Raw genomic sequence first — 11,868 nt, 5'->3', positions numbered from 1 at the left:
GGTCGGCGCGGGCGTCAGCGGTCGCTGAACCGCTCCAGGTCGGTGGCGAGGCCGTCGTAGACGGCGGGCTTGGCACGGCGGAGGTATGCGGCGTAGACGATGCCCCCGATCAGTGCGAGCACGAGCAGGAGCGGCATCAGGCGGATCGCGAGCTCCTCGGAGCCGGCCACGATGTTGAAGTTCACGATCGCCAGGATCGAGATGGCCGCGATGCCGAGGAAGCCGATGCCCGGCGCGATGAACGTGCTCCACCACCGCGGGTCGTTCCGGCGCCGGAAGTACACGACGATCGAGATCGCCGCGAGCCCCTGCAGGATCAGCACGCTGAGGGTGCCGAAGCCGAGCATCGCGGGCACGAGCGTGACGATGGGATCGGCCCCGGCGAGGGCGAACAGGATCGCCACGATCGCCGCGAAGCCGGCCTGCACGATGCCCGCGAGCTGCGGGGCGCCGTTCGGGCGGGTGCGGGCGAGAGCCTGGGGGAGGATCTTCGCGCGACCCAGCGAGTACAGGTAGCGGGTGGCTGAGTTGTGGAAGGCGAGCATCGCCGCGAACAGGCTCACCAGGAGCAGCACCATCATCACGGTCGTGAGCGGGCCGCCGAGGTACTGCTGCGAGAGCGAGAAGATGAGGTCGCCCGTGGGCAGGTGCTCGAGCGCCGTGGCCTGCGCCTGCGCGACGCCGGTCGCGCTCACCACGGCCCAGGTCGTGACGCCGAGGATCACGCCGATCGCGATGATCGAGGTGTAGGTCGCCCGTGGGATGGTGCGCAGCGGCTGCTTGGCCTCCTCGCTGAAGAGCGCGGTGGCCTCGAAGCCGAGGAAGCCGGTCGCCGCGAGCAGCAGGCCGATGGGCAGCGAGCCGGAGAACACGGCCTCCGGGCTGAAGGCGGCGACGTCGTAGCCGGTCTGCACGAGCACCGAGATGTCGAACACGACGAGCATGAGCACCTCGAGCACGAGGCACACCCCGAGCACCTTCGAGCTGAAGTCGACGCCGATCCGGGCGAGCACGAAGCAGACGACGATCGACAGCAGGCCCCAGACGAGCCAGTGCACGTCGAGCCCAGTGAGGTCGCGGATGATCGTCTGCATGAAGAAGCCGCTGGTGCCGATCGTGCCGACCACGAAGAAGTTGTAGCCGAGCGTCGCGATGAGGCCCGCGACGAGTCCGCCGGTGCGGCCGAGGCCCTTCACGACGAAGGCGTAGAAGCCCCCGGCGTTCACGAGCTGCTTCGACATCTGGGCGTAGCCGATCGCGAACAGCAGCAGGATGGCCGCGACGAGGAAGAACGACATCGGGGTGCCGCCGCCGTTGCCCAGCGCGATGGCGAGGGAGGCGACGACGACGATCCCGGTCAGCGGCGCGACGGCGGCGAGGACGAGGAAGACGATGCCCGCGACGCCGAGGGCGCCGGGGCGGAGGGAGGTGTGGTGCGGCGTCGTGGGTGCGGAGGTCTGCTCTGCCACGTCGGCTCCTTTGCTCGGGTGACGGCCGTGCGGACACGGCATCGACGACGAGGGGAATCGTCGATAGAGCGAGTCTGCTCGTCGCCCCGTCCCGACGCTTGACCGTGAGCGAAGGACGATGGTGCCACCGCGCACACCCCGGCGGCGGGCGTGCGCCCCCTCCGCCCCGCGGAGCAGGATGACCGGGACGACACCGCTGTCTCGTCGGCGCCGCGCGGCGCCGGGCCGCGGTCGGAGGATGCGATGGACCTGCAGCTCGATGGCACGACGGCCCTCGTCACGGGGGCTGCCTCCGACATCGGTCGCGCCGTCGCCCGGGCGCTCGCGGCCGAGGGGGTGCGGGTCGCGCTGCTGGACCGGGACGCCGCCGCGCTCCGGGACGCGACGGGGGAGGCCGGCATCGATCCGGTGCGGCTCGCCGCCGACGTCACGGACGAGCAGCAGGTGGCCGCCGCCGTCGACGCGGGCGTCCGCGCGCTGGGTGGTCTCGACGCGGTGGTCTGCTGCGCGGGGATCTCCGGCCCGGTGGGGACGCCGATCGAGGAGATCGCCTTGGAGGCGTGGAACCGCGTCCTCGCCGTCAACGTCACTGGCGCGTTCCTCGTGCTCAAGCACGCGATCCCGGCGCTCCGGGAGTCCGCCGCCGGATCTGTCGTGCTGCTCGCGAGCGACTCGGCCGTCGTGGCCTCCCCGGGCATGGCGCCCTACGCCGCGTCGAAGGCCGCGCTCGTCCAGTTCGGGAGAGCGCTCTCGGTCGACCTCGCCGGCACCGGGGTGCGGGTGAACGCGGTGTCACCGTCCATCGTCGACACCCCGATGAGCCGGGGCGACCTCGGCGCCGCGGCGTTCGACGAGCCCGCCTTCCCGGTGCAGAGCGCCGACGAGGTCGCCGCGCACGTCGTCTACCTGCTCTCCCCGCGGAGCCGGGCGGTCAACGGCACCACCCTCCTCAGCGACTTCGGGTACACCGCCCGGTCGGGATTCCCCGCCTGACGCGCCCGCGTCCGGCCCCACCGCGCACGCGCGCAGAACACACAGGAGCACACATGGCAACCGTGGTCGGATCGAGCGTCTCCGGACGCGTCGTCGTCATCACCGGAGGCGGCACGGGCATCGGCGCGGCGGTCGCGGAGCGGTTCGCGGCCGAAGGGGCGCACGTCGTCGTGGTGGGCCGCCGCCCCGAGCCGCTGCACGAGGTCGAGCGGGCCGTCGGGGCCTTCCCCGTCGTCGCGGACGCGGCGGACACGGCGTCGGCGCAGGCCGCGATCGCCGAGATCCTCGCGCGGTTCGGCCGGATCGACGTTCTCGTCGCGAACGCCGGGGGACACGGGTTCTCCCCGGTCGCCGAGACCGACGACGCGAGCTGGGACGCCGCGATCCGCGCCAACCTCACCACCGCGTTCGTGATGGCGCGGGAGGCGCTGCCGGCGCTGATCGAGGCCAAGGGGCAGATCGTGGTCGTCTCCTCGCTGGCCGGGCTCTTCGCGGGGCCGTCGGTGGCCGGATACACGGTCGGCAAGCACGCCCTCATCGGCCTCACCCGGACGCTCGCGCGCGACTACGGACGCCACGGCGTGCGCGTCAACGCGATCTGCCCCGGGTGGGTGCAGACGCCGATGGCCGACGAGGAGATGGACGAGTTCGCGGCGCACGCCGGTCTCGGCTCCCGCGAGGAGGGGTACGCGACGGTCACCGCCGACGTGCCGTTGCGCCGCCCGGCGCGGCCCGCCGAGATCGCCTCCGTCGTGCGGTTCCTGGGGTCGGGGGAATCGTCGTACATCACCGGTGCCGTGATCGTGGCGGACGGCGGGTCGCACGTGGTCGACGTGCCGACCATCGCCTTCGACCACGCCGGGATGTAGCGCCGGGTCAGGCGGGTCAGGGCTGAGCGGCGGCCGTCGCGCGGTAGCGGAGGCCGTCCACGAGCAGTCCGACCAGGGTCAGGCTCTGCTCCTCCGACCCTGCGGACTGGCAGAGGTTCGCCGCGGCGTAGAGCAGCTGCGTGGCGTCGACGTCGGCGCGGATGGTCCCGGCTGCTTCGGCGGCGCGCAGCAGGCCGTCGAGGGCGCCCCCGAGATGGGCGGTGAAGTACGCGGGCAGCGCCTCGAAGGCGGGGTCGCCGGAGTGCAGGGCGGCGGCGAGTCCCCGCTTGGTCGCGATGAACTGCGTGAACCGCTGCAGCCAGAGGGCGAGCGCCTCGTCGGGCTCGTGCGCGGCGGCGAGCTCGGCGGCCGCCTGCTCCGTGGCATCCACGGCGGTGCGGAAGACGGCCACCACCAGATCCGAGCGCTGCGGGAATCGACGGTACAACGTGCCCACTCCGACGCCGGCACGATCCGCGATCGCCCTGGCGGGCGCGTCGACCCCGTTGGTCGCGAAGACCTCGCGCGCGGCGTCGATGAGGGCGTCGGTGTTGCGGCGGGCGTCGGCGCGCATGGATCCTCCGAGGGTTGCGTAAACGGAACAGTGTTCCGTATGCTTCCGGAAGAGCGTTCCGCTTCGGTCAACGATAGGACACCGGACGGCGGGATGCCAGCCACGAAAGGAACCGCTCATGCACTACCGCACCCTCGGCCGCACCGGCATCCGGGTCAGCCCCTTCGCGCTCGGCGCGATGATGCTCGGCACGGACGGCCGCATCGGCAACGGCGACGAACAGGACTCGATCCGGATCGTCCACCGGGCCCTCGACGCGGGCATCAACGTCATCGACACCGCGGATCGGTACTCGCAGGGCGGGTCCGAGGAGCTCCTCGGCAAAGCGCTCGTCGGGCGCCGCGACGACGTCGTGCTCGCCACGAAGTTCAACGGGCCGATGGGCGACGACCCCAACCGTCGGGGCAACTCCCGCCGCTGGATCATGCGTGCCGTCGAGGACTCGCTCCGCCGGCTCCGCACCGACCACATCGACCTCTACCAGGCGCACCGTCCCGACGACGGCGTCGACCTCGAGGAGACGCTCTCCGCCCTGACCGATCTCGTCCGCAGCGGCAAGGTCCGCGCGATCGGCAGCTCCGACTTCCCCGCGTCGATGCAGGTCGAGGCGCAGTGGACGTCCGAGCGCCGCGGGCTCGAGCGCTTCCGGACGGAGCAGCCGACGTACTCGATCCTCAACCGCGGCATCGAACGCGAGGTCCTGCCGGTCGCGCAGCGCTATGGCCTGGGGACGCTGGTCTGGAGCCCGCTCGCCGGCGGCATGCTGACCGGGCGGTTCCGGAAGGGACAGCAGACCGATCTCGCCAGGGCGGGCATGTTCCGGCACAACCAGGACGAGCGCCGGATCGACGCGGTGGAGCAGGTCGTCGCCCTGTCCGAGGAGAGCGGCATCCGGATGACGCACCTCGCGATGGCCTTCGCGATCGCGCACCCCGGCGTGACCAGCGCGCTGATCGGACCGCGGTCGATGGAGCAGCTCGACGACCTGCTGGAGGGGGTCGACGTGGCGCTGAGCGACGAACTGCTCGACCGCATCGACGAGATCGTCCCGCCGGGCTCCGATGTCGGTCGTCTCGATCAGCAGTACAACCCGCCCGCGGTGCTCGAGCCGGTCCTCCGCCGGCGTCCGGCAGCCGACCGCTCCGCCGCCTAGTCGGCGGGGCCGCTCCCGCCCGCGCGTCCGTCGATGCGGAGCTCGAAGCCGTCGTCGGTCGGGACCACGGCGACGTGCGTGAGGTCGTCGACGTGCACGGTCGGGGCGTGGGCCCCGGCGTGCGGGCCGATGCCGATCACGCGCATGCCCGCGGCGTGGGCGGCCTGGATGCCGGCGCCGGAGTCCTCGAACACGACGCAGTCCGCAGGGTCGATGCCGAGGGTGCGGGCGGCGAGGAGGAAGCCCTCCGGATCGGGCTTCGAGGCCGAGACGTTCTCCGCCGTCACGGCGAGCTCGGGGACCATGAGCCCGGCCTGGCCCATCCGCGCGGTCATGAGGGCGATGTTGGCCGAGGTGACCACCGCGTGCGGGAACGGCTGAAGCGCGGCGAGCAGGTCCTCGGCGCCCGGGATGCCGATCACACCGTCCACGTCGGAGGCCTCGGTCGCGAGCATGACCTCGTTCTCGCGGAGGTTGATCGCGTGGTCGCGCTCGGGGAGCAGGATCGCCATGCTCTGGTGTCCCTGGCGCCCGTGGACGGTGCGGAGCACGGTGTCCGGATCGATCCCGTGCGGCTCCGCCCAGGCGAGCCAGAGGCGCTCCACGACGGCGGTCGAGTCGACGAGGGTCCCGTCCATGTCGAGCAGGGCGGCGCGGGCGTGGAGGATCTCGGTCACTCCCTCAGGCTAACCCCCACGCCGCCGACCCACCCCCTTTCGCGCGCCCCGGCCCCTTGCGCACGTACGCAAGGGGCCGGGAGGAGCGCAACGGGGTGGGTCGACGGGGAGTCAGCCCCCGAGGTAGGCGCGGTGGAGGAGGGCGGGGTCGTCTTGGAGGGCCTGCGGCGCGCCCTGGAACGACACGCGGCCGCCGGCGACGACCACCGCCTCCTGCGCGAGACCGAGTGCGAGCTGCGTGAACTGCTCCACCAGCAGCACCGCCACCCCGGACTCCGCGATCGACGAGACGATCGGCATCAGGCGCAGGAACACGACCGGCGCGAGGCCCAGGGACATCTCGTCGATGAGCAGCACCCGGGGCTTCGCCGCGAACGCCCGCGCCAAGACCACCATCTGCTGCTCCCCACCCGACAGCAGCGCCGTGGGGGAGTCGATGCGCTTCTCCAGCTCCGGGAACTGCGCGAGCACGGCTTCGATCTCGCCGGCCGTGCGTGCCGTGAGGGAGAGGTTCTCGCGCACGGTCAGCGACGGGAACACGGCCCGCCCCTGCTCGATGTGCACGATGCCGCGCCGGGCCCGCGCCACGCGGGAGAGCCGGTCGATCGGATCCCCGTCCAGCAGGATCGACCCGGACGAGTGCGGCGTCACGCCGGACACCGCCTCGATCAGGCTCGTCTTGCCCGCCCCGTTCGGGCCGACCAGGGCCAGGACCTCGCCGCCGGCGACCCGCAGCGAGACGTCCGAGATGACCGGTCCGGCACCGCGGCTCACCGTGACGCCGTCGAGCACCAGTGCGCTCATTTCAGCAGCTCCGTCTCTCCCATGTACGCCGTGACGACGTCGGGGTTCGCGAGGACCTCCGCCTGCGGGCCGCTCGCCAGGACGCGGCCGAAGTCGAGGACCGTGAGGGTCGGGCACACCGAGCGGACGAGGTCCAGGTCGTGCTCGATGATGATGAGGGCCACGCCGTAGCGTCCCGGGAGCTCGCGGAGGCGAGCCGCGAGCGCCAGATGCTCCTCGTGCGAGAGGCCCGCGGCGGGTTCGTCGAGGATGAGCAGGCGCGGGCGGGCGGCGACGTTCGCCGCGACCTCCACGAGCCGCCGGGTGCCGACGTCGACGCTCGAGAGGCGCGCCCGGGCAGGCGGGCACCCGAAGAACGCGAGGACCTCGTCGATGTCCGCCGCGGCGAGCCGCCGTCTGGCCACGAAGCGCACGTAGCCGCCCACCGTCAGCGCCGGAGGGACGCGGTCCTGCTGGAAGGTCCGTCGCAGTCCGAGCCGCGCACGCCGCGTGGGGGAGAGGCCGGCGAGGTCGCGGTCGCCGAGGAGCACGCGGCCCTCGTGCTGGGGGAGGAAGCCGCTGATGGCGTCGACGAAGGTCGACTTCCCTGCGCCGTTCGGACCGATGAGCCCCATGATCGAGGCGGCGGGCACCGCGAACGAGACGTCGTCGAGGGCCTTGAGCGCCCCGAACCGCACGGTCAGGCCGTCGACCGTGAGCACCGGAGCGCCGTCGAAGGCGGCCTCGTCGACGGTGGCGGTCGTGGTCGTGGTGATCGCCGTCGCCTCGGTCCCCGCGTCCGGCGGGAGTGCCGTGAGGTCCGCGGTGGCCGTGCGCCGGTCGGCCCGCCGGTACAGGAGGTTGCGGATGCCCTGGCCGAGGTTCGTGCCGCTCGTGAGGGCCTGCACTCCCAGCACGCCGAACACGACGAAGCCCCAGTCCTGCGGCACGCCCCAACGCTTGAGCAGCTCCGGCACGAGCACCCAGAGGAGTCCGCCGAAGATGGCCATGTCGATGAGGTGCGCGCCGGACATGATCGCCAGCACGTACAGCGCGAGGGACTGCAGCGGCGTGAAGCTCGAGGCGAAGGGGAGCTGCACCTGTCCGGCGAGCAGCCCGCCGGAGATGCCGCCGAGGGCCGCCGACACCGCGAACGCCGTGAGCTTCGCGGTGCGCACGCTCTGCCCGGCCGCGGCCGTGCCCCGCTCGGAGAACGCAACGGCCTTCCAGCTCGCGCCCCACCGGCCGCGCTGCAGGAAGAACACCGCCAGGCCGCAGACGGCGAGCACGACGATGGAGAGGAAGAAGAACTCCCGGTCGCTCCCGAACAGCGCCGGTCGCTCGATCGCGATGCCGTCCGCGGAGCCGGGGAACTGGATCTGCACGAGCGTGACGTCGGCCGCCGCGGCGAAGCCGAGCGTCACCACCGCCAGGTTCACCCCGCGCAGCCGCAGGGCGGGGAGCCCGACGAGGATGCCGACGAGACCGGCTGCGACACCGCCGAGCACGAGCCAGACCAGGAACCCGCCCGGTGCCTGCATCACGTTCAGCAGCGAGACGATCCAGGCCCCGACCGCGGCGAACGTGAGCTGGCACAGGGCGATCATCCCGGCCGAGCCGGTGACGATGCCGAGGCCGAGGATCGCGATCGCGGCCGTGACGGCGCTGATCGCGAGGAAGACGAAGTAGCCGGGAAGGGCGGCGCTGAGGAGCGCGCCCACGCCGATGCCGACGAGGGCGACGGCGAACGGCCAGGTGATCCGGAACCAGGGGCGGTCAGCGAGCGGCATCCCACACCTCCTTGCGTTGCGTCCACAGCAGCAGGACGACGATGAACAGGAACGGCAGGAAGTTGCGCACGAGCGCCACTTCGTCGATCTGCGCGACGAGTCCGCCGAGGACGCCGAGGAGCAGCCCGCCGACGACGGCGAGGTCGAGCCGGCGGAAGCCGCCGAGGAGCGCGGCCGCGGCGGCGGGGACGATGAGCATGGACAGGCTCGTGGCGTCATTCGACTGGGAGGGCGCGACGATGATGATCGCGATGGCGCTGATGATCCCGGTGACGAACCAGACGGCGATCGACAGCGGCCGGGAGCGGATGCCGAGCAGCTCCGCCGTGGTCGGCCGCTCCGACAGCGCGCGCAGCTGGGTGCCGACCCGGGTGCGGCGCAGCACGATGCGGACGGCGACGGCGGTGACGACGGCCATCGCCACCGTCGCGACGGTGACCTGGCTGATCACCACGCCGCCGAAGGAGAACGCAGGGCCGGCGATGATCGGGGTGAACGGCTGCGGCTTGTTGCCGAACAGGATGAACGACAGCGAGATGAGCAGCAGGAGCGGTCCGACCGTCATGGCAGAGCGGGTCGTCGTCGAGGCCTCCGACAGCCAGGTCGCGGCGATGAACCCGATCGCCGCGGCGAGCACGCCCGCGACGAGGACCCCGAGGATCGAGCCCAGCCAGATGGGCAGCCCGATCTCTCGGACGAACCACACGGCGGTGAACGCGCCGAACATGCCGGTCGCGGCCTGGGCGAAGTTCACCACACGCACGAGGCGCGACATGAGGGTGAGGCAGACGCCGAGGACGGCGTAGAGGCCGCCGGCGGCGAGACCGGCGATGGCGCCTTGGAGCATCAGGCGTCCTTTCTGGTGAGGGGGAGGGCCCTTCGACAGGCTCAGGGACCCAGGGTGGGTCGCTGAGCCTGTCGAAAGCGCGGGGACTATTCGCCGATCCGGAGCCAGTCGTCGGCGACCTTCTCCCAGGCGTTCGTGCCCGACTTCAGGACGATCGGCCACCCCGCGGTGTTCTGCGTGCCGAAGGCGTAGGGCGTCCCCACCATCGGGTTCTCGATCGGGTCCATGCCCTTCAACGCCTCGGAGACGCTCTCCCGGGTGATGTCGCCGTCGATGCTCTTCAGCACCTCGATGAAGTACGTCGCCGCGAGGTAGCCGCCCTGGCTGAACGAGGTGAGGGGGATGTCGTTCTCCTCCATCAGCGCCCGCCAGTCCGCGTTGATGTCGCTGTCGTCCGTGAAGGGATAGAACTCGGCGGGGACGTAGATGCCGGCGCCCGCGTCGTCGATCGCGTCGGCGAAGTTCTCGCTGTAGACGCTCGTGAGGTAGAGCCAGGTCACGTCGTCCCAGCCCTGCGCGTTCGCGGCCTTGACCTGTCCGATCGCGTCGGGCTCGACGGGGTTGATCGCGAGGGCCTTGCAGCCCTGGTCCCGTGCCTTGACGATGTAGGGCGTGTAGTCGGAGGCGCCGTACGGCACGGTGTCGTCGACGTACTTCGGCTCCTTGCCCGTGATCTCGGTCCACCTGTCGATCGCGGCCTGGTAGGTCGGGCGGGTGGAGCCGGCGATCTCCAGCAGGATGCAGATGTCGTCGAGTCCGAGCACCTCGGAGCCGTACTGCAGCGTGAGGGTCATGTCGTTGAACGGGCCGACGTTCGCCGGCGAGATGTTCTCGCTGTCGAAGCAGCCCGTGTCGACGCCGATGCCGGGCACCGAGAGGATGCCCTCCTGCTCGTAGTACTTCGCGTTGATCTCGCACTCGATGAGGCTCGCGGAGCCCACGAGCGCGACGGCTTCATCGCTGCCCACGATCTCCCGCGCCGAGGCGGTGGCCGTGGCGGGGTCGCCCTTGTCGTCGAGCATCTTGTACTCGATGGTGCGGCCGTCCAGGCCGCCTTCCTCGTTGAACGCGTCGAAGACGGCGGCGGCCGCCTGCGACGCTTCCGGGAACGTCGCCGGGCCGCTGATCGTGTTCACGGAGCCGACGACGATGGGGGCGCCGTCGCCCCCGGCTCCGTCGCCACCGGCGCAGCCGGCGAGAGCGAGGGCGGCCACGGCGATGACCGCCGCGGTGCCGGATGCTCGTCTGTTCATGTGCTTCTGCCTCTCCTGTTCGGGTCCTGCTGTCAGCTCGAAGGCTGGGTCTCGGTGCTCGTCGACGGCGCGCGCAGAGCGCGGTTCACGAGCTCCGTGTCGGTGAACTGCTCGAAGGCGACGATCTCGCCGCCCGCCACGCGCCAGACGTGGGCCACCCGGGCGGCGAAGAACCGCCCGGTGCGCTTGTAGGTGCCGGAGTAGGTGCCGATGCCGACCACGACGTCGCCGCCGTCGACGACCTCGTCGATCGCGACGGTGTAGTCGTCCCACTCTTCCTGGATGCGGCCGAAGACGTTGTCGGCGACCGCGTCCGGGCCGATGTACGTTCCGGCGTAGGGGAACCCGGCGGCCTCCGTCCACTCGATGTCGGCCGCGAAGGGCGCGAGCATGCCGTCCAGGTCGCCCCGGTCGTTCGCGGCGTAGTGGTCGCGGATCAGGTCTGCGTTGCTCATGTGCTCTCTTTCGTTCCGGGTCCCCGAGCCCGTCGAAGGGTCGAGGGGTCAGACGGGCTGGGCGTCGGGGTAGGCGACGGCGCCCAGGGGGTAGATGTGTCCGCCGGCGCGGGAGTGCTCGGACTCGCCGTCGCCGTTGAGTCCGAGGAAGATCCCCGTCGTCATGAGCTGGTAGCCGAGGTCGTGCAGCCAGACGCTCGCCACTGCGATCCGGAACTCGCGGAAGCAGAACAGGTAGAGGCCGTCCGCGAACTTCCACACCGTGGAGAGGTCCATGTCGCCGTGACCGCGCTGGACGCCCTCGAGGCACTGCCACGCGTAGCGCTGGCTGGAGACGTAGACGTGCTCGTACAGGTGGTGGGGGCTGTAGCGGTAGATGTTCCGCTTGCCGATGAGGTCGCGGCTCGGACCGGGGACCTCTCCGGTCGCGGGGCCGGCGTCGGTGGTCGCGGCCCAGAAGTCCTGTCCGACCCGCGGGGTGCCCTCGACGGCCTCCGCCGCGATGCGGGAGCGGATGACGGTGGCGCGGTGGGTCGTGGTGGAGAACACGACGGTGAGGGCTTCGCGCTCGCGGGTCTCGAAGGGGATGTTCACGAAGACGACGTCGTCGCGCACGCGGACCGCGTCATACGGGTCGCGGCCGGAGGCGCCCCCTCCCTCCCACGTCACGGAGTCCTCGTCGAAGCGGAGCGTGAAGGTGGCGTCGTCGTCCAGGGTGAGCGTGAGCGTGGTTCCGGCGAGCGTCGTGTTCGGCAGGCGGAACGTGTCGATGCCCGCGGCGAACTCGTCGTACGTGCGCCGTTCGTCCAGAGCGGGGTCGGTGGAGATGTCGGTCATGAGGGTCCTGACGTCGCACACGGCGGGGCCTCGTCGCCCCGGGCACCGCGTCGTCGCGATGCGCTTGCCTCATGCTCCGGCCGGGCCGGGGGAGCCCTCAAGCGCGCGGCGTCCATCCCGCGCCGAGAGTCAACCGGCGTGCCCTCCCGGGCAAGCCCCCGCCCCCGC

Annotated in this window: 12 protein-coding genes; 3 read left to right on the top strand and 9 right to left on the bottom strand. The window is 71.6% G+C overall.

What is annotated here, in order from left to right; genetic code table 11:
- Positions 1–14: 14 nt before the first annotated feature.
- Complete coding sequence (locus B2W79_RS02890; RefSeq protein WP_071327387.1) at positions 15–1,469, bottom strand: APC family permease; 1,455 nt, start codon at positions 1,467–1,469, stop codon at positions 15–17.
- A 243-nt stretch (positions 1,470–1,712) separates the two neighbouring features.
- Between B2W79_RS02890 and B2W79_RS02885 the strand changes: the two genes are divergently transcribed.
- Entirely contained in the window at positions 1,713–2,462 is a 750-nt protein-coding gene (locus tag B2W79_RS02885) for an SDR family NAD(P)-dependent oxidoreductase (RefSeq protein WP_292786870.1), read from the top strand.
- A 53-nt stretch (positions 2,463–2,515) separates the two neighbouring features.
- A complete protein-coding gene (locus tag B2W79_RS02880) occupies positions 2,516–3,331 on the top strand; it encodes an SDR family NAD(P)-dependent oxidoreductase (protein ID WP_071327385.1) in 816 nt (271 codons plus the stop codon).
- A 16-nt stretch (positions 3,332–3,347) separates the two neighbouring features.
- Here B2W79_RS02880 and B2W79_RS02875 read toward each other — a convergent pair whose 3' ends face one another.
- A complete protein-coding gene (locus tag B2W79_RS02875) occupies positions 3,348–3,905 on the bottom strand; it encodes a TetR/AcrR family transcriptional regulator (protein WP_292786865.1) in 558 nt (185 codons plus the stop codon).
- 118 nt (positions 3,906–4,023) lie between these two features.
- Here B2W79_RS02875 and B2W79_RS02870 point away from each other — a divergent pair, with 118 nt between their 5' ends.
- Positions 4,024–5,058 (top strand): aldo/keto reductase, encoded by a 1,035-nt coding sequence (locus tag B2W79_RS02870; protein WP_292786862.1) that lies wholly within the window; start codon positions 4,024–4,026, stop codon positions 5,056–5,058.
- Here the strand turns inward: B2W79_RS02870 and B2W79_RS02865 are convergent.
- The 7 genes from B2W79_RS02865 to B2W79_RS02835 all read right to left on the bottom strand — a co-directional run bounded on the left by B2W79_RS02865 (position 5,055) and on the right by B2W79_RS02835 (position 11,700).
- A complete protein-coding gene (locus B2W79_RS02865; RefSeq protein ID WP_292786859.1) occupies positions 5,055–5,735 on the bottom strand; it encodes an HAD-IA family hydrolase in 681 nt (226 codons plus the stop codon). The genes B2W79_RS02870 and B2W79_RS02865 overlap by 4 nt on opposite strands.
- Before the next feature lie 111 nt (positions 5,736–5,846).
- Positions 5,847–6,539, bottom strand: a complete 693-nt coding sequence (locus tag B2W79_RS02860; RefSeq protein ID WP_071327384.1) for an ABC transporter ATP-binding protein — start codon at positions 6,537–6,539, stop codon at positions 5,847–5,849.
- Entirely contained in the window at positions 6,536–8,308 is a 1,773-nt protein-coding gene (locus B2W79_RS02855) for an ABC transporter permease subunit (RefSeq protein ID WP_292786855.1), read from the bottom strand. Before B2W79_RS02855 ends, B2W79_RS02860 begins: the two co-directional genes overlap by 4 nt.
- A complete protein-coding gene (locus tag B2W79_RS02850; protein ID WP_025103865.1) occupies positions 8,295–9,155 on the bottom strand; it encodes an ABC transporter permease subunit in 861 nt (286 codons plus the stop codon). The genes B2W79_RS02855 and B2W79_RS02850 overlap by 14 nt, the downstream gene beginning before the upstream one ends.
- 86 nt (positions 9,156–9,241) lie before the next feature.
- Positions 9,242–10,408 (bottom strand): ABC transporter substrate-binding protein, encoded by a 1,167-nt coding sequence (locus B2W79_RS02845; RefSeq protein WP_071327381.1) that lies wholly within the window; start codon positions 10,406–10,408, stop codon positions 9,242–9,244.
- A gap of 32 nt (positions 10,409–10,440) precedes the next feature.
- Positions 10,441–10,863, bottom strand: a complete 423-nt coding sequence (locus B2W79_RS02840) for a nuclear transport factor 2 family protein (protein ID WP_292786842.1) — start codon at positions 10,861–10,863, stop codon at positions 10,441–10,443.
- Positions 10,864–10,911: 48 nt separating this feature from the next.
- Positions 10,912–11,700: a MoaF C-terminal domain-containing protein gene (locus tag B2W79_RS02835; RefSeq protein WP_292786839.1), complete on the bottom strand. Its 789-nt coding sequence runs from the start codon at positions 11,698–11,700 to the stop codon at positions 10,912–10,914.
- Positions 11,701–11,868 lie beyond the last annotated feature (168 nt).

The organism is Microbacterium sp. UBA7513 (genome assembly GCF_002478345.1).
GTDB lineage: Bacteria > Actinomycetota > Actinomycetes > Actinomycetales > Microbacteriaceae > Microbacterium.
This window is presented reverse-complemented; position numbering and strand designations above follow the sequence as displayed.

What these genes read in the sequence shown, in the direction of transcription:
- B2W79_RS02885 (WP_292786870.1), top strand. Translation starts at nt 1,713, where the DNA reads ATGGACCTGCAGCTCGATGGCACGACGGCCCTCGTCACGGGGGCTGCC.
- B2W79_RS02880 (WP_071327385.1), top strand. Translation starts at nt 2,516, where the DNA reads ATGGCAACCGTGGTCGGATCGAGCGTCTCCGGACGCGTCGTCGTCATC.
- B2W79_RS02875 (WP_292786865.1), bottom strand. Translation starts at nt 3,905, where the DNA reads ATGCGCGCCGACGCCCGCCGCAACACCGACGCCCTCATCGACGCCGCG.
- B2W79_RS02870 (WP_292786862.1), top strand. Translation starts at nt 4,024, where the DNA reads ATGCACTACCGCACCCTCGGCCGCACCGGCATCCGGGTCAGCCCCTTC.
- B2W79_RS02860 (WP_071327384.1), bottom strand. Translation starts at nt 6,539, where the DNA reads ATGAGCGCACTGGTGCTCGACGGCGTCACGGTGAGCCGCGGTGCCGGA.
- B2W79_RS02855 (WP_292786855.1), bottom strand. Translation starts at nt 8,308, where the DNA reads ATGCCGCTCGCTGACCGCCCCTGGTTCCGGATCACCTGGCCGTTCGCC.
- B2W79_RS02850 (WP_025103865.1), bottom strand. Translation starts at nt 9,155, where the DNA reads ATGCTCCAAGGCGCCATCGCCGGTCTCGCCGCCGGCGGCCTCTACGCC.
- B2W79_RS02845 (WP_071327381.1), bottom strand. Translation starts at nt 10,408, where the DNA reads ATGAACAGACGAGCATCCGGCACCGCGGCGGTCATCGCCGTGGCCGCC.
- B2W79_RS02840 (WP_292786842.1), bottom strand. Translation starts at nt 10,863, where the DNA reads ATGAGCAACGCAGACCTGATCCGCGACCACTACGCCGCGAACGACCGG.
- B2W79_RS02835 (WP_292786839.1), bottom strand. Translation starts at nt 11,700, where the DNA reads ATGACCGACATCTCCACCGACCCCGCTCTGGACGAACGGCGCACGTAC.